Annotated in this window: 21 protein-coding genes; 11 read left to right on the top strand and 10 right to left on the bottom strand. The window is 62.8% G+C overall.

What is annotated here, in order from left to right; all coding sequences use genetic code 11:
• Window positions 1-189: 189 nt before the first annotated feature.
• Window positions 190-1,584 (top strand): TIGR00366 family protein, encoded by a 1,395-nt coding sequence (locus tag PPGU16_RS30965; protein ID WP_180726537.1) that lies wholly within the window; start codon window positions 190-192, stop codon window positions 1,582-1,584.
• Window positions 1,585-1,726: 142 nt separating this feature from the next.
• Here PPGU16_RS30965 and PPGU16_RS30960 read toward each other — a convergent pair whose 3' ends face one another.
• Window positions 1,727-2,902, bottom strand: coding sequence for a GGDEF domain-containing protein (locus tag PPGU16_RS30960; protein WP_180726536.1), 1,176 nt, complete (start codon window positions 2,900-2,902; stop codon window positions 1,727-1,729).
• A gap of 163 nt (window positions 2,903-3,065) precedes the next feature.
• Here PPGU16_RS30960 and PPGU16_RS30955 point away from each other — a divergent pair, with 163 nt between their 5' ends.
• From PPGU16_RS30955 to PPGU16_RS30945, 3 genes are all read left to right on the top strand, one after another.
• The gene (locus PPGU16_RS30955; protein ID WP_180726535.1) at window positions 3,066-5,747 is read left to right on the top strand and encodes a ligase-associated DNA damage response DEXH box helicase; all 2,682 of its coding nucleotides are present in this window, start codon (window positions 3,066-3,068) and stop codon (window positions 5,745-5,747) included.
• Complete coding sequence (gene pdeM / locus PPGU16_RS30950) at window positions 5,744-6,412, top strand: ligase-associated DNA damage response endonuclease PdeM (protein WP_180726534.1); 669 nt, start codon at window positions 5,744-5,746, stop codon at window positions 6,410-6,412. Before PPGU16_RS30955 ends, pdeM begins: the two co-directional genes overlap by 4 nt.
• 137 nt (window positions 6,413-6,549) lie before the next feature.
• On the top strand, window positions 6,550-7,461 hold the full coding sequence (locus PPGU16_RS30945; protein ID WP_180726533.1) for a hypothetical protein: 912 nt from the start codon (window positions 6,550-6,552) through the stop codon (window positions 7,459-7,461).
• 12 nt (window positions 7,462-7,473) lie between these two features.
• On the opposite strand, the gene PPGU16_RS30940 is transcribed toward PPGU16_RS30945, so the two are convergent.
• The 4 genes from PPGU16_RS30940 to PPGU16_RS30925 all read right to left on the bottom strand — a co-directional run bounded on the left by PPGU16_RS30940 (window position 7,474) and on the right by PPGU16_RS30925 (window position 10,509).
• Window positions 7,474-9,096 carry an AAA family ATPase gene (locus PPGU16_RS30940; RefSeq protein WP_180726532.1) on the bottom strand — a complete coding sequence of 541 codons (1,623 nt, stop codon included), beginning with the start codon at window positions 9,094-9,096 and terminating at the stop codon, window positions 7,474-7,476.
• 53 nt (window positions 9,097-9,149) lie between these two features.
• Window positions 9,150-9,827: an alpha/beta hydrolase gene (locus PPGU16_RS30935; RefSeq protein WP_180726531.1), complete on the bottom strand. Its 678-nt coding sequence runs from the start codon at window positions 9,825-9,827 to the stop codon at window positions 9,150-9,152.
• A gap of 212 nt (window positions 9,828-10,039) precedes the next feature.
• Complete coding sequence (locus PPGU16_RS30930) at window positions 10,040-10,195, bottom strand: hypothetical protein (protein WP_180725244.1); 156 nt, start codon at window positions 10,193-10,195, stop codon at window positions 10,040-10,042.
• A 20-nt stretch (window positions 10,196-10,215) separates the two neighbouring features.
• On the bottom strand, window positions 10,216-10,509 hold the full coding sequence (locus PPGU16_RS30925) for a hypothetical protein (protein WP_180726530.1): 294 nt from the start codon (window positions 10,507-10,509) through the stop codon (window positions 10,216-10,218).
• An 849-nt stretch (window positions 10,510-11,358) separates the two neighbouring features.
• Between PPGU16_RS30925 and PPGU16_RS30920 the strand changes: the two genes are divergently transcribed.
• From PPGU16_RS30920 to PPGU16_RS30890, 7 genes are all read left to right on the top strand, one after another.
• Window positions 11,359-11,718: a DUF2946 domain-containing protein gene (locus tag PPGU16_RS30920; protein WP_180726529.1), complete on the top strand. Its 360-nt coding sequence runs from the start codon at window positions 11,359-11,361 to the stop codon at window positions 11,716-11,718.
• A gap of 703 nt (window positions 11,719-12,421) precedes the next feature.
• Window positions 12,422-12,670, top strand: coding sequence for an energy transducer TonB (locus tag PPGU16_RS30915; RefSeq protein ID WP_180726528.1), 249 nt, complete (start codon window positions 12,422-12,424; stop codon window positions 12,668-12,670).
• Between the two features lie 13 nt (window positions 12,671-12,683).
• Complete coding sequence (locus PPGU16_RS30910) at window positions 12,684-13,406, top strand: MotA/TolQ/ExbB proton channel family protein (protein ID WP_180726527.1); 723 nt, start codon at window positions 12,684-12,686, stop codon at window positions 13,404-13,406.
• 5 nt (window positions 13,407-13,411) lie between these two features.
• A complete protein-coding gene (locus tag PPGU16_RS30905; protein WP_180726526.1) occupies window positions 13,412-13,831 on the top strand; it encodes an ExbD/TolR family protein in 420 nt (139 codons plus the stop codon).
• Window positions 13,832-13,855: 24 nt separating this feature from the next.
• Entirely contained in the window at window positions 13,856-14,233 is a 378-nt protein-coding gene (locus PPGU16_RS30900; RefSeq protein ID WP_180726525.1) for a DUF2946 domain-containing protein, read from the top strand.
• Between the two features lie 54 nt (window positions 14,234-14,287).
• A complete protein-coding gene (locus tag PPGU16_RS30895; RefSeq protein ID WP_180726524.1) occupies window positions 14,288-14,839 on the top strand; it encodes a YcnI family protein in 552 nt (183 codons plus the stop codon).
• Between the two features lie 46 nt (window positions 14,840-14,885).
• Window positions 14,886-16,994, top strand: coding sequence for a TonB-dependent receptor family protein (locus tag PPGU16_RS30890; RefSeq protein ID WP_243460737.1), 2,109 nt, complete (start codon window positions 14,886-14,888; stop codon window positions 16,992-16,994).
• 154 nt (window positions 16,995-17,148) lie between these two features.
• Here the strand turns inward: PPGU16_RS30890 and PPGU16_RS30885 are convergent, their stop codons facing one another.
• From PPGU16_RS30885 to PPGU16_RS30865, 5 genes are all read right to left on the bottom strand, one after another.
• Window positions 17,149-17,394, bottom strand: coding sequence for a hypothetical protein (locus PPGU16_RS30885; RefSeq protein ID WP_180726523.1), 246 nt, complete (start codon window positions 17,392-17,394; stop codon window positions 17,149-17,151).
• 148 nt (window positions 17,395-17,542) lie between these two features.
• Window positions 17,543-18,763, bottom strand: a complete 1,221-nt coding sequence (locus tag PPGU16_RS30880; RefSeq protein ID WP_180726522.1) for a DUF5666 domain-containing protein — start codon at window positions 18,761-18,763, stop codon at window positions 17,543-17,545.
• A 118-nt stretch (window positions 18,764-18,881) separates the two neighbouring features.
• Window positions 18,882-19,832 carry an SCO family protein gene (locus PPGU16_RS30875; RefSeq protein ID WP_180726521.1) on the bottom strand — a complete coding sequence of 317 codons (951 nt, stop codon included), beginning with the start codon at window positions 19,830-19,832 and terminating at the stop codon, window positions 18,882-18,884.
• 13 nt (window positions 19,833-19,845) lie between these two features.
• Window positions 19,846-20,331, bottom strand: coding sequence for a hypothetical protein (locus tag PPGU16_RS30870; protein WP_180726520.1), 486 nt, complete (start codon window positions 20,329-20,331; stop codon window positions 19,846-19,848).
• A gap of 71 nt (window positions 20,332-20,402) precedes the next feature.
• Complete coding sequence (locus tag PPGU16_RS30865; RefSeq protein WP_180726519.1) at window positions 20,403-22,601, bottom strand: multicopper oxidase domain-containing protein; 2,199 nt, start codon at window positions 22,599-22,601, stop codon at window positions 20,403-20,405.
• Between the last annotated feature and the right edge of the window lie 44 nt (window positions 22,602-22,645).

Here is a 22,645-nt window from a genome sequence, read left to right as displayed (position 1 = left end):
AGCACGGACGCGCCGCCTATCTGTCGCGTCCAGGCCCGAGCCTCACCCCGGAATTCCTGCCTCAACCATCATCTGACACTCAGATGACGTCAAGCTTGCCGGCGGTGCATGCGTCACGCACGGACCCGCCGCGTGTCGATTCCGTCCGCGCCGCCCACAGGCGGACCGACGCCACACCGAGCGAGAACCATGAAGCGAGACACCTCCCCCACCGCCGCCTTCCAGCCTGCCGCGCCGCGCGGCATCGTCGAAGGCCTGGTCTATGTTTTCGAGCGGGTCATGCCTGACCCGTTCGTGCTGTCCATCTGCCTGACGTTCGTCGTGGCCGTCCTCGCGCTGCTGATCGCGCCGACGGGCAACGTGCCGACACTGCTCGACGCGTGGTACACGGGCACCTTCGGCATTCTGGCGTTCGCGCTGCAGATGATCCTGATTCTCGCGACGGGTTACGCGATCGCCGAAGCGCCCATCGTCCAGCGCGGCTTGCGCGCGCTCGCGGCTCACGCGCAAACGCCCGCGCGCGCGGCGCTGCTGGTGTTCCCGGTCGTCGCGATTGCCGCGTGGCTCAACTGGGGACTCGGCCTGATTGTCGGCGCGCTGCTGTCGCGTGAAATCGCCCGGCGCGTCCATGTCGATTTCGCGTGGCTCGTCGCCGGCAGCTATTCGGCGTGGTCGATCTGCAATAGCGGGCTGTCCAGTTCGATCGCGCTGTCGCAGGCTTCGCATGGCAACGCGCTCAATCTCGTCGAGAAGGCAACGGGCCATGTGGTGCCGCTCGCCGAGACGATCTTCGCGCCGTTCGTGTTCATCCCGACGCTGCTGGTCGTTGTCGTGATGACGGCGATCTTCATCAAGATGCATCCGAAATCGGAGAACGTCGTTGCGTTCAGTGATTCGGGCGATGCGAGCGACGAAGCATCCAGCGCCGACCCGCACGCACGCAGCAGCGACGGCACGGCGACCTTCGCATCGCGCCTCGAACAGTCGATGCTCGGCACGCTGCTCCTGCTCGTGCTCGGCGTCGGCTACCTCGCGATGGAATGGCACGAGAACAAGTTCGATCTCGACATCAACACCACGATCCTGATCTTCCTGCTCATCGGCCTCGCGCTGCAGCGCACGCCCATCGCGTATGCGAACGCGATCCGCCGCGCCGCACGCCAGACGGGCTCGATGCTGCTGCAATACCCCGTCTATGGCGGCATCATGGGCATCATGAAGGGCACGGGTCTCGCGTCGATGATCGCCAAGGCCTTCGTGACGATCGCGACGCCCGCCACGCTGCCGATCTGGAGTTATCTCAGCTCGCTGATCATCACGTTGCTGGTGCCGAGCGCGGGCGGTCACTGGGCCGTACAAGGTCCGTTCGTGCTGCCCGCGGCGATCAGCCTGCACGCGTCGGTGCCGCGCACCGCGATGGGTGTGGCGATGGCCGAGAACGTATCGAACATGCTGCAGCCGTTCTGGGCCGTGCCGATCGTCGCGATTGCCGGCATCCGCATTCAGCGTGTGATGGGCTATACGGCGGTTACGTTTGCCGTGTCGCTCGTGATCTACGCTGCGGCACTCTGGCTCGTGCACTAACGCCCATATAGGTCACGTCACGCCGCAACCTCTTGCGAGACTTCGCCGAGGTTGCGGACCAGCTGACGATACTCATCGCCGCGCGCCGCCATCTCCTTTTCGCCGAACGATTAGCGTCGGCTCAGTGGCTCATCGCAGCACGTCACGCCGCTGCCGGGCGCGCGTCGGCGCGCGCCTCTTCGAGCCGGTTGCCGCCCAGCGATTTTGCGCGATACAACGCCCGGTCGGCGGCGGCCAGCAAATCGTCCAGCGTGGCCCCATCGCTGCCGGCTTGCGCCGCGCCGATGCTGACGGTGGCCTGGATGCCCGCGCCGCCGGCATTGAGCGTGGTGGTCTCGCCGAACGATTCGACGAGCGCTTCGCCTGCGTCTTTCGCACGGGACAGATCGTGATCGGGCAGCAGGGCCGCGAACTCCTCGCCGCCGATGCGCGCCAGCAGCACGTCTGCGCCCAGCACGCTGCGGGCAATGTCGGCGAACGATGTCAGCACGCGGTCGCCCGTCTCGTGGCCGTAGCGATCGTTGATCTTCTTGAAGTGGTCGAGGTCGATGGCGAGCAGCGAAACGGGCCGCGTCGCGCCGCCATCACGGATCATGCGTGTGCCCTGCTCGAAGAACCATCGACGATTACCGAGGCCCGTCAGAAAATCCGTCTGCGATTGCTGCAGCAGTTGCCCGTGCGATTCGTCGCGCACCAACCGCAGCAAGGTCATGGGAAGAACGACGGAATACAGCACGCCCTCGTACATCGTGACCTTGCTCGCGGTCATCAGGAAGTCGAAGCCGAACCTCGCGACGAGCCAGGGCAGAATCAGCGCCCTGAATGCGTACAGGACGGCATGCGCGCCCGCCACCAGCATGGCGATCTGTTGCCCCTGCAAGCGCTTCCTGCCGTCGCCGCGCGCCAGTTCGAACGCCGTCATGCCGGACGCGACCGAGATCGGTATCGCGCTCGGATACATCCACATCACGTCCTGCCATTTCGTGCCGGCAATGATCCACGCAAGCGCAAGCAACACGAGCACGGCGAGCGAAAGGCGCACATGCTTGCGACCGTTCAGCGCGGCCACGCCATGCAGAACCAGCAGATAACCGCTGACGATGACGAGATTGCTCAGCGCCGAGCCGAGCGCGCCGGGAAGCTCGCGACGCCAGGAAGCCGCCGCGCAGCCGATGGCCAGCGTGGCGAATCCCGCTGCCAGTATTCCCAGTTCCCGGCTGCGCTTCGGGTGAACGCGTCGCTCCCAGAGCGTCATCAACGCGCTGGCGAGGAGAGTCCCGATCAGAAGGAGATAAAGCGTATTAAGATCGACATGCATCGCTGACGTAAGGGCACTACGCCGGTACATGGCGGCGGCAGACGCATTTTACGCTGAAAATAAGGCTGCATCATGATCGTCGGGCAGCGCTTCGTTACCGATGCCAACGTGGGCATGCGCCATGCTGTGTGAGGCATACCGTGCCCGCGATTTATGTCACCCCATGACCGATCCGATCGATCCCGAGCGCAACGCCACGCAGTCCGCAGCCGACGCGGCCTCTGATCCTGCGTCAGATCCTGATCGCGATCCCGCCGATGCATCCGGCATCGACGACACAACCAACCCGGCAGCGCGACGCCGTGCGCCTCGCCCGCGCCGCATTCCGAAAACGCGCGCCGCGCCGGCGCCGGACGCGTTCACACCGGCCGCCTACGCGCCCGACCCCGACAAGGCAAAAACCGCGTTCGATACGCGCGTCCAGCAGTGGTTCTCTGAGCGCGAGTGGCAGCCATTCGATTTCCAGCGTGAAGTCTGGCGCGCCATCACGGCAGGTTCCAGCGGGCTGCTGCACGCCACGACGGGCGCGGGCAAGACATGGGCCGTCTGGTTCGGCGCGATGGCCGCATTCGGCGATCATCCGCCGCGCGCGCTCGCGGACCCGCTGACGGTGCTGTGGATCACGCCGATGCGCGCGCTCGCCGCCGATACCGCCCGCGCATTGCAAAGCGCCGCGCGCGAACTCGGCGTGCCGTGGACGATCGGCCTGCGCACGGGCGACACCAGTTCGACGGAACGCGCCCGCCAGAGCCGCCGCATGCCGAGCGCGCTCGTCACGACGCCCGAAAGCCTGTCGCTGATGCTGACGCGCAGCGATGCCCGCGAAGAGCTGAAGCATGTGCGTCTCGTCGTCGTCGACGAATGGCACGAGCTGCTCGGCAACAAGCGCGGCACGCAGACCCAGCTTGCCATCGCGCATCTCGCGCGCTGGCGCGCGGACCTGCAGGTATGGGGACTGTCGGCGACGCTCGGCAATCTTCCGTTCGCCGCCGACGTGCTGCTCGCGCCCGTTCGCACGCCGCGTGTATCGGTGAGCGGCATGCAGCCGAAGACGCTCATCATCGACACGCTGATTCCCGCGACGATCGAACGCTTTCCGTGGGGTGGCCATCTCGGCACGCGTCAGGTGGGGCCCGTCGCCGAGGGCATCGACGAAGCGCGCACGTCGCTCGTCTTCACGAATACGCGCTCGCAGGCCGAGATCTGGTATCAGGCGCTGCTGGCGCTACGCCCCGACTGGGCGGGAGTGATCGCGCTTCATCACGGCTCGCTCGCACAGGAAGTGCGCGAATGGGTCGAGGACGGCCTCAAGACGGGCAAGCTGAAGGCCGTTGTCTGCACATCGAGCCTCGATCTCGGCGTCGACTTTTTGCCCGTCGAGCGCGTGTTCCAGATCGGCTCGCCGAAAGGCGTCGCGCGGCTGATGCAGCGCGCGGGGCGCTCGGGACACGCACCGGGCCGCGCGTCGCGCATTACGATCGTGCCGACGCACGCACTCGAACTCGTCGAAGCGGCGGCAGCGCGGCGCGCCGTCGAAGCGCGCCGCATCGAAGGCCGTGAGACGCCGCGCAAGCCGTTCGACGTGCTGGTCCAGCATCTCGTCACGGTCGCGATCGGCGGCGGTTTCAAGGCGCCCGAACTGTTCGACGAGGTTCGCACGACGTTCGCGTATCGCGAGCTGACGCAGCAGGAATTCGACTGGACGCTTGCGTTCGTCGAGCGCGGCGGGCCGTCGCTGCACGCGTATCCCGACTTTCACCGCGTCGTGCGCGACGATGACGGGGTGTATTGCGTGCTGCGCGACGATCTGATCCGCCGCCACCGCAGCAACGTCGGCACCATCGTCGCCAACGCGACGCTGCATGTCGCATGGCTCACGGGCGGACGGATCGGCTCGATGGAAGAATCGTTCATCTCGCGACTCAAACCCGGCGACGTGTTCACGTTCGGTGGCCGCGCGCTTGAACTCGTGCGCGTGCGCGATATGACGGCCTATGTGCGGCGAGCAACGTCGTCGCGAGGCGCGATGCCGCAGTGGGCGGGCAGCAAGATGCCGCTCTCCTCCGAGCTGGCCGACGCGACGCTGGCGATGCTCGCCGAGGCTGAACGCGGCGAGTACGTCGAGCCGGAGATGATCGCGATCCGGCCTTTGCTGGAGTTGCAGGCCAACTGGTCCGCGTTGCCGGAAACGGGACTGCTGGTCGCCGAAATACTGCGGACGCGCGAAGGCCATCACTTCTTCTGCTATCCGTTTGCGGGGCGCGTCGCGCATATCGGCCTGGCGTCGCTGCTCGGCTGGCGCGCGGCGCGCGACCGGCCGGGCACCTTCTCGATCTCCGCGAACGACTATGGCTTCGAACTGTTGTCGTCGCAGGCGTTCGACTGGGCGACGCTGATCGCCGAAGGTCTGTTTTCGTCCACGCGTCTTGCCGACGACATCATGGACAGCCTCAACGCCTCCGAACTCGCGATGCGCCGCTTTCGCGAGATCGCGCGTGTCGCGGGTCTCGTCTATCAGGCGCATCCGGGACAGCAGAAGAGCGCGCGGCAGTTGCAGGCGTCGAGCGGCCTTTTCTATGAGGTGTTTCGCAAGCACGACAACGACAATCTGCTGCTGACGCAGGCCGATGCGGAGGTGAAGTTGCAGGAACTCGATCTCGACCGCATCCGGCGCGCGCTCGATGCGATGCGCGCGAGCCGCCTTGCGCTGACGCACCCGAAGAAGCCGACGCCGTTCGCGTTTCCGCTGATCGTCGGGCGCATCCGCGAAAAGGTCAGCACCGAAAAGCTCGCGGACCGCATCGAGCGGATGCTGGCCGAACTCGACAAGGCAGCGCGCGGATGACGTTCGAAACCATGACCGTCGATGTGGGGGGTTATCCGCTGCAATTGTCCGCGCAGCGCGCCGCGTTCGATCCGCAACTGAAGAGCCTCTTCATCGCCGATGCGCACTTCGGCAAGGATGCCGTGTTTCGCGCGCATGGCGTGCCCGTGCCGGCCGGCGCGACGACCGACGATCTCGCGCGGCTCGATGCGCTGATCGCTGCGCACAGGCCCGAGTCGATCGTGTTTCTCGGCGATCTGCTGCATGGGCGCGAATCGCTCGGCAGCGCGACGATGCAGGCGCTCGGCGAATGGCGCGCGCGGCATGCGGCGGTGCGCATGGTCATGGTCGAAGGGAATCACGATCGCAGTGCCGGCATGCTGCCGCCGTCGCTCGGTGTCGAGACGGTGCTCGAACCGTGGCGGCATGGACGGTGGGCGTTGTGTCATTACCCGCAGGTGGTCGACGGCGCGTATGTGCTCGCGGGACATGAGCATCCTGTCTACGTGATCGCGAGCCGCGCGGATTCCGTGCGCGTGCCCTGCTTCCGCTTTGCCGCGCGATGCGGCGTGCTGCCCGCGTTCGGCGCGTTCACGGGCGGTTTCGTCGTCAACCCGTCCGCCGACGATGCCGCCATCTATGCGGTTGCGCAGAACCGGGTCATCGCGGTGCGCGAGCGTCGATAGCGGGCAGCGTGCGTTGGCGGGTTCCGACCGCTTCGTATCGCGCGACATGCATGCGCGTGCTGACGGCTTCACGCGCCGCTCCGGGCCAGACTGTGCGGACGCTCAATGTCCGGATCGTCACGGGAGGTCGTTTCATCATGCCTAAAGTCAACGGCAGTTCGCCGTCCCACATCGCTGCAACGCCGACGGTAGGCTCGAGCCAGCCGACGCCATCGACATCGGGCGTCAAGCGCCGTGCTTCCAGCCCGTTGCCCGGCATGCCGCCATCCGCGAAGCAAAAGAAGTCCGCGTCGACGAACGACGCGCCGGCCGACTGGCAGACGGAAGTGACGCGGTTCGGTATTTCCGGGAGTGGTGTTGCAAAGGCGCCGGGCGGTAAAGGCAAGTCACTTGCAACGCACGGCGAGACTGCGCTGCACGACCCGTCCGCCTCGCCTGTCGGTGCGCTTGGTACAGCAAAGCCAGGCGATCTGATCAAGAAAACCGACGCGCCGAATGCCGGCGATCACTCTCCATCAATCTCATCCGTCAATCGCACGCAGTCCGACGAGGCGAAAGTGCTCGGCCGTGGCGCCGCGGCGGTTCCCGGCGCGTTCAACGTCCGCGAAACCGACGTGCCCACCTTGCAGTTCAGCAACGACAAATTCCAGATCGACAAGGACAACCATAACAAGCCGAGAGACTCGGCCGCGCACAGCGCATTTACGTCGTTGCGCGAGATGCATGGCGTAGGCGAGAAAAGCGCGCACCCGAACATGGACTCGCTGCTCGATGCGACGGCGCGCGCCTACTCGCCGTACAACGCACACGGCGAGCCGGCAAAAGGCGGCGTGGCGCTACCGAAGACCAACGTTCACTCGGAGAGCGCGCGCGGAGCGACTTTGCACAAGTCGTCCACCGGCGTCGATCCGATGGTCGGCCAGCAGATGATGAACATGTGGTATCGCCAGAACATGGCCGGAAAGCCGATGCTCGACGAACTCATCCGAACCCGTCAGCAGGACGCCGCGAACAATGCCACGGACGATCCGATGGACACGACGCCATGAGTGCGCGCGACGTCACGCATGCCCGCGAAACGTCGCGCAGATCCTGAACGCATCTTCCGATAACGGAATCTCTTTCGCGCGGCAATAGCGCGTGGTCAGCTTCAGCAGCTCCTTGATGTCCCGTCCGCTCGATTGCGGCCACGCATTGGTAAGCGCTTCGATCAGCTCGTCGCCGAGGTCGGCGCCCAGTTGCACGGACAGCAGCTTCCACAAGCGGATCGCATCGGCTCGCGGCGGCGTCGCATAGTGAATCTTCGCGATGCAGCGCGACAGAATGGCGTCGTCGACATCGTCGATGCGATTGGTCGTCATGAACAGCAAGCCGTTGAAATACTCGAGCGTGCGCAGAAACTCCGCAACGATCGCATTGTGTTCGAGGTCGTTGTCGCGACGGCGGATATAGACGTCGGCTTCATCGAGCAGCATGATCGCGTCCCACCGCGTCGCGCGCTGCAGGATACCCGACAGCGCCGCGCCGACGGACGCCGCCGTCGTTCCAAGCTGCCCCGAATGCACGCGATACAACGGCTTGCCGACCACTTCCGAATAGACCTCGGCCGTCAGCGTTTTGCCCAAGCCAGGCGCGCCCTGGCAAAGAATCGTCGTGCCGCCTGATTTGCCCGGCACGAAGTCCTGCACGAACACATTCGTCTTCGACGTCAGAATGTCGATCAGATCGCGGTGGTGAGACGGCAGAACCAGCTTGTCGCGCAGTTCCGGCTGATAGCGGTATGCCGCCATGTGCTGGACATGCACCCAGATATCGCGATGCCATTCCATATGAAACAGGCACACGTAGCAATGCAACGGCACCTTGTCGAAGCCGCTATCGATGCTCGCGTCGCGCCAGAACTCCGCGTCGGCTGTCATCAGGAAGCGGCGCTCGAGCGTCTCTTCGTCGTTCACGCACTTTGCGCTCACGCCTTCGGGAATGCGGATCAACTCGGCGCCGGCTTTTGCATCGATCGTATACGCCGCCTTCGACACCACGAACTGCGCGCCGAAACGCGGCTGGAATTCGAGGAAGCGCTGCGCGTGCCGTTCATATTCGAGCTTGAATTCCGGGCATTCCTTGTAGAAACCGAACTCGGCCAGCAGTTCGGGAATCGTGCGGTTGACGATGTCGTGCCGGTTGATCACGAGTGACGTCGTCATGCCCGAGTGCCGCATGTGATGCTCGGTGCGCTCGGAGTTCGCGGACTGCATCGTATTCGCCAGCATGTCGATGACGACGTACGGCATGCCCTGCTCGGGCTCGACGACGCGCATGCGGCGCACGAGCCACGGCAGCAACGTGCCGTCCTTCGCGCGGCTGTAGAGCCAGCCGTCGATCGCATCGCGCGACAGATACGCAACGAGACCCGGCACGAGTTGATCGAGGCCCGGAATAATGCGCGCTTGCGGCGCGTTGTAGATGTTGTCGAGCGCGAGCATCTGGAACATCAGCGCGCGCTCGTTGTTCGCCTTGCTCAGCGAGTACAGCGTATTGAGCGATCTCGAATCGAACAGCGCGCTCGACACCACCATGCTGCCGTGACACGCGCCGTGCTGATTCAGCTGTCTGGCGAGCGGCGATTCCGATTCGATCATCGCAAGCAGCGGATGCACCAGTGATTCCGGTATTTCAAAGTCCATAGACGCACTCGTATCTGGTGGTGGCGGCGACGCGGGTGACGGCAGCGCGCCAGCTAGCCGAGAAAGAACGCGATCGCCATGCCTGCGATGGCAGGCTGGATCGCATGGGGTCCGTTGAATTCGATGTATTGCACGTCGTAGCCCGCGGCTTTCAGCTTGGCCGTGTTTGCGCGACCGCTGGATTCGATGGGCAGTTGTTCGTCGGCCAGGCCGTGCGCGATGAAAACCTTGGGCGCGCCCTCCTGCGTGAAGACCGACATGAAGCCGCCGGAGAACGCGATCACATGACTTGCGATATCGCCGTTCGTGATACCGATCGACAGTGCGTAGCTTGCGCCGTCCGAGAAGCCGGCGAAGGCGAGACGCTTAGGGTCGATCCGGTAGCGGGACGTCACTTCGACCAGCGCCCGATCGAGCCGCGCCAGATCAGGGCCGCTGCCGCCGATGACGATGTCCCAGGTGGCGTACATCGAATGCGGCGCAAGGACGAGAAACCTGTCACGCTCGGCGTGCTCTTCGATGAAGGGTAGAACCTTTTCTGGAAAGCCGCCTGCACCATGGAACATCACGAATAACGGTACGGGCTCGCGCGTGTCGAGGCCGGATGGGACGAACAGGATGGCGTCGCGTTCGCTGGCGAGGCCGAGCCGGTTGCGGCCCGGCGGTAAGGGGGCTTTGGCGGCGTCGGCGGGAACGAAGGACAGGCGGCCAAGCAGCGACGGATCGAACATGGTGGAACCCGGATTGGGCGCGCCTGGCGCGCACGGATGAGTATTCCTGCCAGTTGCGGCTACGAGCCGTGTCGGCGGTTGAGGCACTGCGGCGGATGCGGGCGGCAGGGTCTATGTTCTGTTGATATGTAATATATCATGAAGATGCGGGTGTGGGGAGGGGTTGGGAAAACGCGCGGCGTGACCCCCGAAAGAACTGATGGGGAGGTGGGTTATTCAATCGCCGTTAATCCTGTTGACGTGGTGACATCGCGCGGACGTAAAGCAGCATTCTGCTGTGTCACCTCGTCCATACTCGTTACCGCGATCGTGATCTGCTGAATTCCATGTGCCTGTTCTTTCGACGCAGATCCAATCTCGTTGATCATGAAGTAGCCAGCCACCTCGGTTATTCAGTTTCCGACTGCTGAATGCAGTAACCCGAAAGCGTAGTAATTGTTTTCCTCTTTGATTCCGGTATCAGCTCGATTCCGTACATCTGAATCGCTGAGACCAGCTCAGCAACCGTGATCCTATAGCAGCTCTTCCGGGAAACGCCACGGTCAGTGCGGTCCACGTCGGTCATTAGCAAAGCGTTGCCGTCTATGGAGGCCTCCAGGCGTAACTCGTGAACGTCGGGTCCCACAGCTTCGCCCGTCTTCGACAATAGCGAAATCGTGCCTACGGCACTGTACGTGTTCATGAGAGTCTCCCTGAGTTCCTGTCAGATCAAACGAGCCGAAAGAATATCCACACTCCAGGCATTTTCACTATCCGGTGCCTGCAGTCTGCTATTAACGATTGACACTCTTGCACTATTCCCTTCAGGCGCGAGGATCTTTCCGGCTCTCGTTCAACTCGCGTCATGGCTCGATCGGCAATACCTCAGCGCACAGTGTGATCGGCAAAGTAATCAGACGATAGTTACCGCCAGTTACAAAAGAACTTGCAGCGTATTTCCGTTCTGTTCGTTAGCGACTATCTTTGATTTAGCACAGTCGGTACATCGCCGGACGGGCAAGCGAAATCGGTACATCATGAAATACGCCTCGACGTCAGGTCTAGTGAAAATCGCAGCAGTATGCGTGTGCTCTGTCGCAGTGCCGCATGCGAACGCGGGTGGCTTCCTGAGCGTTCCCAGCCCGGACTCTATATCCGTGCCGCCCCTGGTCATGTACGAATCTTATTCCTCTGCTGAAGCGCAACCCTACGCTCCGCCGACCGTACGAACCTATCCGGCACCCGTCGTCTACGAAACTTCGGCCGAAGTCTACGGGCCGCCTCCTGCCGTCAATGGATATAGCTATGGCGTAACGCGACTTCACTCTTACTGGCGCGAACGCGTGCCACATAAAAAACCGAGCACCCAACAGCGCCAGCGGAGCGCAAGCGACTGACGCTGATCGCGCCATTAAAACGTGATCCACCGAACAATTCGCTTAACGAAACGTTCTGCGATCCTTCACATTCGGTTACTCTAACCATACAGTTCTGCGACACAATCACTGTGCTTCATTGATCGTCCTTATTCGCGCACGTTGTTCATCACATCATGACCAGTCGCGCCCGAAAACATCGCACCGCATGGCTTGGCCTCATCGCCATGTGGCTGATCCTGTTCGTGCCGCTGGTCAGTCAGCTGGTCACGTATGCGAAAGTGTCCGAGCCATTTGCGGTCAACTGTTCCGCCATCCGCGAAGAAGGCCCGTCCCATCACGCGACCAGCATTTCTATAAGCGCGTGCGGCTACTGCGATCTCATTGCACAGCAAGCGTTCGCTGTTCCGCCCGCGCCACCTCCTGGAGCGGGCGTGGTCCTTCTTGCCACCGTTCCAACGTTGACGCGCCCGCTTTTCATCAGCGTTCGCGACTATCCGTCAGGCCGTCCTCGCGGCCCACCCGTTCTTTCCTGAGCTTCACTCCTGCGCATCGTCCGACGCATTGCGCTCATTAGAGACGCAGGCCGGTGCTCATCCTGCTTTCAGGAAATACCCAATTGCTATCCGCTCTTTGCGAACGGGGACGGCGGGCGCGCATGTGTCCGCCGAAACGGTGAACGCGATGGATATACACGCACTCTCGGGCTCAAATGCGATTGAGTCGGCAATCGATCGCACCGCTGATACCACGCGCCCTTCCGCTCACGAACGGCGGTTCAGCGTCGTCGTGGCATTCGTCTGCGCACTGCATGTGGGTCTGATCTCGACACTCGTCTTGCGGCCATCGGAGCCATTGCAGCCGTTGCGGGTTCAACCGGTTCGAACCCTGACAGTAACGTTGAGCGCGCCGCCGGTCGCATCGGTCCCAAGCATTCCGCGCGGCGACACGAAGGAAAACAGCGAGGATATCGCGCAACCACCCCGCGCCGCCGCGCACCGACCGGCTCGCCGTCCGACGCCGCCGTCTCCTCAAGTCAAACCACAATCACGGCGCGTCGTCCCCACGACCGGCTCGAATCAAACGCTACAGATCCATTCGCCGGAGCAACAGGACACGGCACCTGCAAGCACATCGACCGCACCCGAGGCGCCTTCGACACCCGCTGCGACCGCGCCCCGGCCCGCCGCATCGCCGCCGACGGCCGCCATTGCAGTCGTCAACCGCCTCGACTGCGCAATGGTCAAGCCGCCCTATCCGCCGATGTCCAAACGTCTGCAGGAAGCAGGCACGGCCATCGTGCAACTGCTCATCGATGAACGCGGAGCTATCGAATCGGCGCATGTCGTGCGCAGCAGCGGCTACAGGCGTCTCGACGATGCCGCCCGCGACGCCGTACTCGCCAGCACCTGTACGCCGCATATCGTGGACGGAACCGTGAAACGCGCGACAGCCGCTGTCCCTTTCACATTCGGTTTCACTAACTAAAGGAGTCACGGTCATGCACGCATACGGACTACTCCACCTCTGGCAGCAAGGCGACATCGCCACGCGCGCCATTGCCACGATCCTGGTTGCGATGTCGATCCTGTCATGGAGCGTGATCGTCGCCAAAGCGTTTGAGTTCTGGCGCGTCAGGCGACTCGTGGTAACTGCAGAACAGCAGTTCTGGCGCGCCAGCGACTTCGAAACAGGATTGCGCGGACTCGGCGGACCCGGCACCCCGCTACATGACCTCGCGAGCGCCGCGCAAGCTGCCGCCACGCATCACGAGGCGAACCGCGGCCGGCTGCAAGATCGCGTCGATCCGAGCGACTGGCTGCTGCGCAACCTGAAGTCGTCGCTCGACGAGAGGGCCTCCCGGCTGCAACGCGGTCTTGCCGTGCTGGCATCCATCGGCTCGACGGCTCCGTTCGTCGGTCTGTTCGGCACAGTGTGGGGCATCTATCACGCGTTGCTGATGCTCGGAACAGTGGGTCAGGCGAGCATTGGTCAGGTGGCGGGGCCGGTCGGCGAAGCGTTGATCATGACGGCGCTCGGCCTGTTCGTCGCCATTCCGGCCGTGCTGGGCTACAACGGACTGGCACGCTTGCACCGGGATACCGTCGCCAGGCTGAGCCGCTTTGCACATGCGCTGCACTTGCTGCTGCTGACGGGCACCACGCCCGCCTGCGCATCGCGCCCGACGACGCCCCAGCCATTGCGCACCGCCAACGCGAGGTGATTGTTATGGCCATCGATCTTTTTTCTTCCGACCACGAAGGTGCCGTCATCAGCGAAATCAACATGACGCCGCTTGTTGACGTGATGCTGGTGCTGCTTATCGTCTTCATGGTCACGTTACCCGTCATTCACGATGCAGCCCGCGTCCAGTTGCCACACGCGAGCAGTCAGCACGAAGACCTTCGCACAGCGCATGTGGACGTAGCCATCGATGCCGCCGGCGAGATGCGCTGGAACGGCGAGGCGCTCGACGATCCGGCTGTCGTCGGGCGGCTTGCCGCTGCAGCGAAGATTGCCCCGCAGCCCGAGATACGGCTCGCAGCAGACGGTGGCGTGCGTTATGAGCGCGTGGCAAGACTGTTGTCCGCTGCTCAATCGGCGGGCTTGACCAAGGTCAGCTTCGTCACCGATCCCAACGCGATGTAGACCATAGCCGCACAACGATTCGCCATGACACGAGCCAGCGCACCTGTTCGTCAAATAGCATGGACCTGCCTGTTTGCGGTCTGGCTCGCCATTGCTGCGCCTGTCGTGACGCAATTGCGCGCAGCAATGGACGTGCAGCAGTTATCCGCCGATCTCTGCTCGACGCAGCCGGACGCGGATTCGCATGCGCATGATCCCGCCGCACATCGCGACCGGGCGGACAGCACGTGCGGCTACTGTGATCTGCTCGTGCACCATCCGCCGCTGCACAGCGCGCCGTCAGCAAAACCGTTGCCCGTGCTGTTCAGCGAAGGCACTTGCGTCGAAGCCCCGGCGACGCCAACCACGCTGCGACGCTATGTCTTCGCGTGGTCGCGCGACCCACCGCATGTCGCTTCCTGATCCGATATGTGCGCCGCCCGGCGGCGGACCATTCACCGACTCCAGGAAACTGACATGTACACACGTCCACGGCGTGGGCAGCGAGTAGTCGCGCCCATTCTCTTCGTATTCGTCGCACTGGCCGCCACGGTCGCCAGCCGCTGCGCACACGCGCACATCGTCGCCCAGCCGGATCAAGGCAAGGCCGGCAGTTATTTCGAAACATCGTTGAAAGTCCCGCACGGATGCGACGGGTCATCAACGGTGGCATTGCGCGTCGGGATTCCCGATGGCGTGCTGTCGATCAAGCCGCAAATGAAGCCGGGCTGGACCGTGAGCATCGTGACTCGCTCCATCGACCCTCCGCTGAAGCTCGAACATGGGATGACGATCGACAAGGCGGTCGCGGCCGTCGAATGGCGCGGCGGCCCACTCCCGGACAGTCTCTATGACACCTTCGGTCTGGTCATGAAGCTGCCCACCACTGCGGGCAAGACGCTTTATTTCCCTGTCGTGCAGACCTGCGAAAACGGCAAGCGCGACTGGACCGACATTCCCGTCGAAGGACAAGACTGGCACACCGTTCACAGCCCCGCTCCTCAGGTTCGACTCGTACCGGCGCAATGAATAGGGCGACCAACAACAATCGACACACGACCAGGGGACAGCAATCATGAATCATCCACTCAACCGACGCCTCCCGATGTCGAGCGCGGCACTCATCTTCGCGGGCAGTGCGTTTGCGCAAAGCGGTCCGAACGAAGCGCCGCTCGCGGAAGCGACACTGCCCGCCGTCGTCGTGATGGACACGACGCAACCGTCGCTGACTTCACAGACCGTCGGCGAGCAACGGCGCAAGCTGTTCGAGACAGCCGGCTCAGTCGGCTTCGTCGACAGCGAATCGTACGCGAGCACCTATGCTTTCACGTTGCGCGACGTGTTGAAGACGGTGCCGGGCGTCTATGTGCAGAATCGCTACGGCCAGGAACTGCGACTCTCAGTTCGCGGCTCAGGCGTTGCACGCTCGTTTCACACGCGCGGGCTAGAAATACTTCAGGACGGCATTCCGACCAATCTCGCCGACGGCAGTGGCGACTATTACCAGATCGATCCGCTCGCGCTGCAATCGGTGGAAGTCTACAAAGGCGGCAATGGACTGGCCTATGGTTCATCGACACTCGGCGGCGCCATTGACTTCCTGACGCCGACCGCCTACACCGCACTGGCACCGAACATGCTGCGCCTTGAAGGCGGCAGCTTCGGCACGATACGCGGCAGCGCGCAATTTTCGCGGATCGTCGGACCGCTGGATTTCATCGGCACGTTCACGGTCGATCACGCCGACGGCTACCGTCAGCACGAGCGCGGGCAATACGAGCAGTTCAACGGCAACGTCGGCTACCGCTTCAGCCCCGATGTGGAGACGCGCTTCTATCTCGGCGCGTATATCGTGAACCAGCAAGTGCCGGGTACGTTGTCGCTGTCCGACGCGCTCAACAATCCGACCAAAGCTTCACCAGGCGCGCTCGCCGGCGATCAGGCGCGCAACACGCGCACGGAACGGATCGCGAACCGCACGACGTTCAGGCTCGAAACCGGCCAGATCGACATCGATAGCTGGGTGATCCACAAGAGCCTCTTTCATCCGATCTTCCAGGTAATCGACCAGGATGGTTGGACCTATGGCATTGCGCCGCATTACACAGCAACATTGCAACTCGGTGGCATGCGCAACGATCTGATCGCGGGTGCGCGGTTCTTCGGTGGCAATACGCAGGCCCGGCAATACGTCAACGTAATGGGCAACAAAGGCGCGCAGACGCTGGATTCGACGCAGAGCGCCTACAACTATGAAGCGTACGTCGAAAACCGTCTGTTCTTCCTGCCGACTGTCGCGGTGATGGCAGGCCTCAAGGCGTTGCGGGATGTGCGCAAATACGTCGATCATGGCGGGCTCGCAGCTGACCCGACGTACAAGTCCGCGAGCGCGACGTATAACGGCTTGAATCCGAAACTCGGACTGCTATGGCAACCTGCTCGCGATATCCAGGCATTTATCGACATCACGCGCAGCCAGGACGTGCCGGACTTCACGGATCTCACGCAGACTTTCAGCACCACGACGCGCTTCACGCCGCTTTCATCGCAGCATGCGTGGACGCTTGAAGTGGGAACCCGCGGAACGCGTGACCGGTTCGCATGGGATATCACTGCCTATCGGTCGATGGTGCGGGACCAGTTGCTGCAGTACACGACGAACCCCGATATCCCGGCGACGACGTTCAACGCGAATCGTACGGTAATTCAGGGTATCGAGGCTGGGGCTTCCGTCGATCTGTTGCGCGATGTGTTTCAACCCGGCGCGGGTGACAGCATCGCGTTATCGGCTGTGTGGACGTTGAACGACTTCCGCTTCAAGGATGATCCGCAGTATGGCAATAACCGGATTGCGGGTGTGCCCGTGAATGTCGTGCGGGCGACGCTCGGTTACGCAAGGCCGAATGGTTTTCATATCGCCGCCAGTGTGGACTGGGTACCTGCGGGCGCCTGGGCGGACGATGCGAATACGCTGCGCGTGCCCGGCTATACGCTGCTCGGTGTGCAAGCCGGGATGGATTTCAGGAACGGAGTGTCACTGTTCGTCGACGCCCGAAATCTGACGAACAAACGGTATGTCAGTGATATCAGCACGGTTGCCAATGCGCGTACTGCCACTAACACGGCGATTTTTTATCCCGGGTCGGGGCGCAGCGTGTTTGGTGGAATGCGGTATACGTTTTAGGCGCTCGAAGCACGATCACCAGGCTTGCCGACGGCACCCGCGCTGGCGATCGTGCTTCAATCGTCGCCCTGTGCCGCCCCGCACAGGGGCGACGTCAAAGCCGGAAAAGCGCATCGCGGATGCCAACGACAACCTGAACGCACCGCAACAGATCTCAGCGGCTCAGTGAATCAAGCCACTGCTCGACCCCATGCACTTCAATCGCCGACACCAGCTCGGCAACGGTAATCCGATAACAGACCTCTCGGCTAATGCCCATCCCGGTAAGATCGACATCAGTCAGTATGACCGCTGTGCCATCAATCGACGCCTCCAGGCGCATCACGCGAAGCTTTGGCTGCGCAGCCGAAACCGCCTTCGACATCAACGTCATCGTGCCAACCGCACCTTCGATATCCATGAACGCTCTCCCGTTTGCCGTTGTCGGATCAAACGATCCGAAGAAGTGACCACGCGACATACACCGCCAACGTTCGATAAACGATCGGCACTTCCCTTCTATTCCATTCGCGCGTATCGCCTTCCCGGACCGTGAAGTCTGCAATCGCCTAGTTATCCCGTTTGATGCGCGTCGCCAGAACTGCGCTGCCCGTCAACCTGCCCTTTACCTCCACCTTCAGGCCAGCCACGAGATCATCGGCTCCACGCGGAAGGGTCGCTGTATCGAAGACCGTGCTCCCATCCCACTTCACGACAACCGACCCATCGCGCAGCGTCAAGGTCTGCTGGGACTTGTCGATGCTCGCGATCACGCTGTGAAATTCATGCGCTTCCGCCGGCTCGTTTTCATTTTCGACCTCGACTTGCGTCGCGACCAGAACGCCCTGCACCACCGTGCCCTTCACTTCGACACGCGTACCAGGCGCAGGCGTGCCACTCACCGTCGCCGTGCTGGGAACGGTCACCCTGAGCGTGGAGATCGAGAAGCTACTGGCGGAATTGAAGGTGGAGATCACGCCCTTCACTTCCAGTCGCTGCCCTTCCGCAAGCGCCGGCACCAGGCTTACCTGCCGGATCCGGCTGGCCACGATCGTCGACGCGCCGGAAAGATTGCCCTTCACGCGCACCGTCATGCCGTTCGTGACGCCATTTGGCAAGTTCACGAGACTCGCCGCCGTGTACTGAACCGCCATGCCATTGAGCACGAACTGCCCGGTCGTCGCGCTTTGCGCAGTGCCGATCAGCCGCACTTCGTTAGTCGACGGAATCCGCTCGATGCGCGTTGCCGTTACCTTGCTGCCCGTCGCATCCGGCAAGCCGTGTATTTCAACGGTATCGTTGAGCCCCAGCGACGCAAGCGAAGTGACATTCGTGCCGCCGAACGCCGTGCCCGGCACAACGGTCACGACCACACCCAGCACGGTCAACTGGTTGCCCGCCACATTGATCGCGGAGATCGGCCCCTGCACGAAGCTATGTGAAGAAATGCTCGTCGCCCGGCCCGTCTGTGCGCCGTTGTCGTGTTCGCCCTGAATGTCGACCACCATGCCGAGCTTCAGGTCGGCGTCCCTTCCACCGCCGTTGTCATCGTCGAGCGTAATCGTGGCGGAGTTATCGTCGATGCGCACGCCATTGACGAACACGCTGCCAAACCCGGTAATCGGCCCGCTGAATGTGGTCGCTGTAGCAGCGGCCGCCGGCGTCGCCGTGGAGCTACTGCCGCCGCCCCCGCCACCACAGGCAACCAGCACTGCCGTGAGCCCCGCTGCCACCGGGAGCCACCATGCGCGCGGACGGATCAAGCGGCGATTGAAACAGGTTGCTTTCATCATTTGTCTCCTGATTACCTCGGTGGAATGATTCGCGCGCATCCAGCTCGTTGCCGCGATGTGTAATACCTGTGCCCGGTTGCCGACCCGCCGTGCGCCATGGGCATCGCATCACTGGCTAGGGTGTCGTGGAAGCCTTCGTCAACACACCGTTTGCGTCCGCGCCGCGAACCGGTTTGCCGAGATATTCGAGCAGCGCGGCCACGTCGCCGCCTCCGAGTCCAAGATTCGGCATGCGTATCTGGTTGTACTGTTTGTATAGACGCTGAGCCACCGGGTCGCCCTCCTTGAGCATCGTGTCCGGCTCGCTCACATAGCGCTTCAACCAGGCTTGATCGCGTCGCGTCGTCACGCCCAGCAGGTCCGGTCCCAGCCGGTCACCACCGCCGACCGTATGACACGCCGAGCATCGGCTCTGAAACAGGAACTCACCGCCACCGACGGAAACCGGCCGTGCCTGCGCGTAGTCGACCGTGGGCTTCGCGCTGCTCCAGCCCAGAAAGTTTCCGATCGCGGTAGCGAGGAACTGCGGGTTGTCGGTAGACGAATTGCGCATCCATTGCCCCGTCGACACATTGCCGACCATCAGCGTGGCACTGTGGCCGTCCTTGCTGTCGAGGTCACCCGCGCGTGCAAGTCCGAGCTTGCGCGCAATGAGCCTGATGTCCTCCTCCTTGCCCGAGAGAAACAGCCACCCAGGTCCGACGCCGAACTTGTTCGCATACTTTTTCAGCTCGGCAGGGGTATCCCAGGGGTCGATCGCGATCGAATAGAAAAAGATGTCCCGCCCCATCCGGTCGCCAAAGACCTTCTGAACCTGCACCAGCTTCGCCGTTTCCAGCGGGCATACATTCGAACAACTCGAATAGACCAGGTTGATCGCGACGGCCTTGCCCTTGAGCAGATCGTCGTAAAAACGCACGGTCTTGCCGTCCTGCGTCTTCAGCGTGACATTCGGAAAGTAATCGGCCCCCCAAGGCGTGTCGCCGCGCGCGGCGTGAGTGAACACCAGCACCGCGGCGAGGCATAGCGAAAGGCCCAGCCTGCGCATCGTTGTTATCTTCGTCATTGGCTGCCCCTGTCTAGTCCGGGCGATTCGCCGTCACCGTGATCGTCGGGGATGTCTTGCCGTTCGCAAACAACCTGAACGACGCCATCGCCGACTGCGCCGCCATCGGATCGCCTTCCGGATAGAACGGAAAATTGACCTCGATTATTTCCGACGCCTTCACACGACGCTGCAAAATAGTTGGGCTTTCGACCTGATAGCGCGCTTCGTCCCTCATGCCCCTTGCAGTAACACTCGAAAAACTCACGGCGATCTCGGACACCGCGGGCGACTTCGGGTCCGTGATCAGCATGGTCTCGATATTGGCCCGGCCCGAGAAAACAACGTCGCCTTCTGGCGTATGCACCGTACCTGTCACCGGTACGCTCACGACATGCGACGGCATCGGCTCTTCCGCGGCCGCCCCGCCCGCGCCCGCGAACAGACCGGCGAGGCCGGCCCACAGAGCGAGAAGGCCCGCTCGCCGCGCGGGACTGCGTACCCCTGTTGCCTGATTCATGATGCACTCCAATATGGGTGGTGATGCCAGTCGCGCGGGGATCACGCCCGCGCAACCAGAAAGCCGCACAACTAGAACGCCGTCTTCAGGACGTCGTCTGGCGACTGGAACGTGACGCCTTGCGGTGTCGGGATCGGTGTCGGCAATGGCCTGAGGAATGGCGCGCCCGAGTCGTCGATCTCCCATCGCAGCAACATTGCGTTGTCTTCATGGACCGTGTTGTGACAGTGCTCCATGAACATGCCGCCCCAATCGCGGAACTGCATCGTGATCTTCAGCTTGCCGCTCGCGTGCAAACGGTAGACGTCCTTGCGGCCTTGCTCCCATGCCGGAACCTTCGAAGCGCTGCCATCGCGCTCGAGGATTTGCCCTTCTTCGAAGTGAATGTGGATCGGGTGATCCCAACCGCCGCCGCCATTGATCAACGTCCACACTTCGCGCGTGCCTATCTTCGGCGCCGCCGATACGCGTGAGTAGTCCGCGGCCAGCATGTCGCTGTTATCCACGCGCATGCCCCATGGTCCGATGAATGACGTTGCCTTGTTCCGGCTGGTCTGCTTCGCGCCGTCGCCGAACACGAACGTGCGCTCGCGCGCCACCGGCACATTCGACAGATCGGGATTCGGGATCAGCGTGGCGGGCACACGGCTCACGTCGGGTTGAGCAGGATCGCGAGCGACGCGGAATTCGAGGAAACGGCCGACGCACGGGTCCTTCGACTTGCCGGACAGCGCCTCGCCGAGCGACAGGTCATGCGCGACGCGCCGCCCGTCGTCGTGCTCGGCGAGATTCACGAGATGCACGCGCGCGCCGTTCGTGTAGCGCGAGAAGTCGATGACGATGTCATAGCGTTCCGCGATGCCCATTTCATCCAGTTGCGCGAGCACCACCGGGCGCGGCAGCAGGTTGCCGTCGTTGGCGATCTGGATCATCGGCGAGCCGTCGCTCAGACACAGCTTGAAGAAGCGCGACACCGAAGCGTTCAGAATGCGGAAGCGGTACTTGCGCCGCTCGACTTCGAAGTAGGGCTTGTAGAGGGCGTTCACGGTCATCTGGTCACCGAGGAAGCCATCCAGGTTGAAGATGTCGAACTGCATCTGGCCGTCTTTGTTCCAGGCCTTGTCGGCAAGCATCAGGTTGACGTCGTAGTCGAGGTTGCCCCAATCCTTCGAGCGGCCGCTCGGCAAGCACAGGTTCACGCCGTCGTTGATCGCTTCGTTCCCGCGGTCGATCGAACTGTAGATGTTCATCATCCCGGCGATGCCCTTGTACACGTTCTGCGACGTGAAGCTGAACATGTGGTCGTGGTACCAGTGCGTGCTCATCGTCTCGTGCCAGTCGCCAGCGACCTTGTTGATACCTCCGTTACCGTCCGGACTGCCTGCCCGCGGATCGCTCGCCGAGGTATTCATGCTTCTGAATCCCGCCAGCACCAGCGGCCAGTGATAGTCATAGAACTGCCCCGGGAAGAAAAACGCGCCGGTAAAGCCGTCGTTTTCCGCGCCATGATGGCCGTTGTGCTCGTGCGTCGAGATGGTATGAATGCCGAAGCCGCCGTTCTGCGTCCGGTCCGCAGGCAGACGGTTGTGATGACGGAACAGGATCGGCTCGCCGTAACGGGCCAGGATAAGCTTCGGCGGGAACGATGCATTGAAGGTCCAGAATCGTGTCGGGTCCTGGTCCGGCATGCTCTTGTGAAAGCAGGTTTGTACGGATGCCGCCTGATCGATACCGCAGTTCAGTTGCGACGGCACGTCCGGGTTGTACGCCAGGTTGTGCGAGATGCCGCCCTGTACGACCTCGTAGGCGACCTGAGGCGGGAACATGTCCCAGCCCTGGTGCGCCCAGATCGGTCCAGGCGGACGCCCTTCGACAGGCCCCATGCCGCCCCCCAGCGCAGCAGGCACCGGCTGCATCGTCGTGTTCGCTTCTGCCGTCGGCGCGGGCGTCAACGACGCAACCGACTTGCGCGGCAGCACGTCCATACGCGGCATTGGCTGCGAGAACGGCAGCGCGCCGAACAGCGGGCTGGGCGGAACACCTGTCGGGATGCCCGCGCCGCTCGCAGCCCACGCCCTGCCGACGAACGGATTCAGGCCATGCTTCGCGGCCAGCACGCCAGTGGCCGACACCAATCCCCATCGGAGCAGATCGCGCCGCGAGATCTGTCCATGCGATAACGCCTGAACGATCTCAAGACGATTCTTTCGCGCCTTTTCGGCTTCGCGCAAAACGTCGGCTGGCGCCTTATCGGGTAGGTAGATCATCATCTATCTCGCATGTGGTGAGTGGTTGAAGGGGCTGGGGTTATCCG

Origin of the sequence: Paraburkholderia largidicola, from assembly GCF_013426895.1 — a bacterium.
GTDB classification, from domain to species: Bacteria; Pseudomonadota; Gammaproteobacteria; order Burkholderiales; family Burkholderiaceae; genus Paraburkholderia; species Paraburkholderia largidicola.
The sequence above is the reverse complement of the archived record's forward strand: the minus strand, read 5'-3'. Positions and strand labels throughout refer to the sequence as shown.

Bases quoted from the DNA above. Each gene is read 5' to 3' on its own strand.
- PPGU16_RS30905 (WP_180726526.1), top strand. From the start codon at position 13,412: ATGGCCATCGATCTTTTTTCTTCCGACCACGAAGGTGCCGTCATCAGC.
- PPGU16_RS30955 (WP_180726535.1), top strand. From the start codon at position 3,066: ATGACCGATCCGATCGATCCCGAGCGCAACGCCACGCAGTCCGCAGCC.
- PPGU16_RS30895 (WP_180726524.1), top strand. From the start codon at position 14,288: ATGTACACACGTCCACGGCGTGGGCAGCGAGTAGTCGCGCCCATTCTC.
- PPGU16_RS30900 (WP_180726525.1), top strand. From the start codon at position 13,856: ATGACACGAGCCAGCGCACCTGTTCGTCAAATAGCATGGACCTGCCTG.
- PPGU16_RS30915 (WP_180726528.1), top strand. From the start codon at position 12,422: ATGGTCAAGCCGCCCTATCCGCCGATGTCCAAACGTCTGCAGGAAGCA.
- PPGU16_RS30885 (WP_180726523.1), bottom strand. From the start codon at position 17,394: ATGGATATCGAAGGTGCGGTTGGCACGATGACGTTGATGTCGAAGGCG.
- PPGU16_RS30960 (WP_180726536.1), bottom strand. From the start codon at position 2,902: ATGCATGTCGATCTTAATACGCTTTATCTCCTTCTGATCGGGACTCTC.
- PPGU16_RS30920 (WP_180726529.1), top strand. From the start codon at position 11,359: ATGACCAGTCGCGCCCGAAAACATCGCACCGCATGGCTTGGCCTCATC.
- PPGU16_RS30930 (WP_180725244.1), bottom strand. From the start codon at position 10,195: ATGATCAACGAGATTGGATCTGCGTCGAAAGAACAGGCACATGGAATT.
- PPGU16_RS30865 (WP_180726519.1), bottom strand. From the start codon at position 22,601: ATGATGATCTACCTACCCGATAAGGCGCCAGCCGACGTTTTGCGCGAA.
- PPGU16_RS30940 (WP_180726532.1), bottom strand. From the start codon at position 9,096: ATGGACTTTGAAATACCGGAATCACTGGTGCATCCGCTGCTTGCGATG.
- PPGU16_RS30880 (WP_180726522.1), bottom strand. From the start codon at position 18,763: ATGAAAGCAACCTGTTTCAATCGCCGCTTGATCCGTCCGCGCGCATGG.
- PPGU16_RS30965 (WP_180726537.1), top strand. From the start codon at position 190: ATGAAGCGAGACACCTCCCCCACCGCCGCCTTCCAGCCTGCCGCGCCG.
- PPGU16_RS30935 (WP_180726531.1), bottom strand. From the start codon at position 9,827: ATGTTCGATCCGTCGCTGCTTGGCCGCCTGTCCTTCGTTCCCGCCGAC.
- PPGU16_RS30925 (WP_180726530.1), bottom strand. From the start codon at position 10,509: ATGAACACGTACAGTGCCGTAGGCACGATTTCGCTATTGTCGAAGACG.
- PPGU16_RS30945 (WP_180726533.1), top strand. From the start codon at position 6,550: ATGCCTAAAGTCAACGGCAGTTCGCCGTCCCACATCGCTGCAACGCCG.
- PPGU16_RS30890 (WP_243460737.1), top strand. From the start codon at position 14,886: ATGAATCATCCACTCAACCGACGCCTCCCGATGTCGAGCGCGGCACTC.
- PPGU16_RS30870 (WP_180726520.1), bottom strand. From the start codon at position 20,331: ATGAATCAGGCAACAGGGGTACGCAGTCCCGCGCGGCGAGCGGGCCTT.
- PPGU16_RS30910 (WP_180726527.1), top strand. From the start codon at position 12,684: ATGCACGCATACGGACTACTCCACCTCTGGCAGCAAGGCGACATCGCC.
- PPGU16_RS30875 (WP_180726521.1), bottom strand. From the start codon at position 19,832: ATGACGAAGATAACAACGATGCGCAGGCTGGGCCTTTCGCTATGCCTC.
- pdeM (WP_180726534.1), top strand. From the start codon at position 5,744: ATGACGTTCGAAACCATGACCGTCGATGTGGGGGGTTATCCGCTGCAA.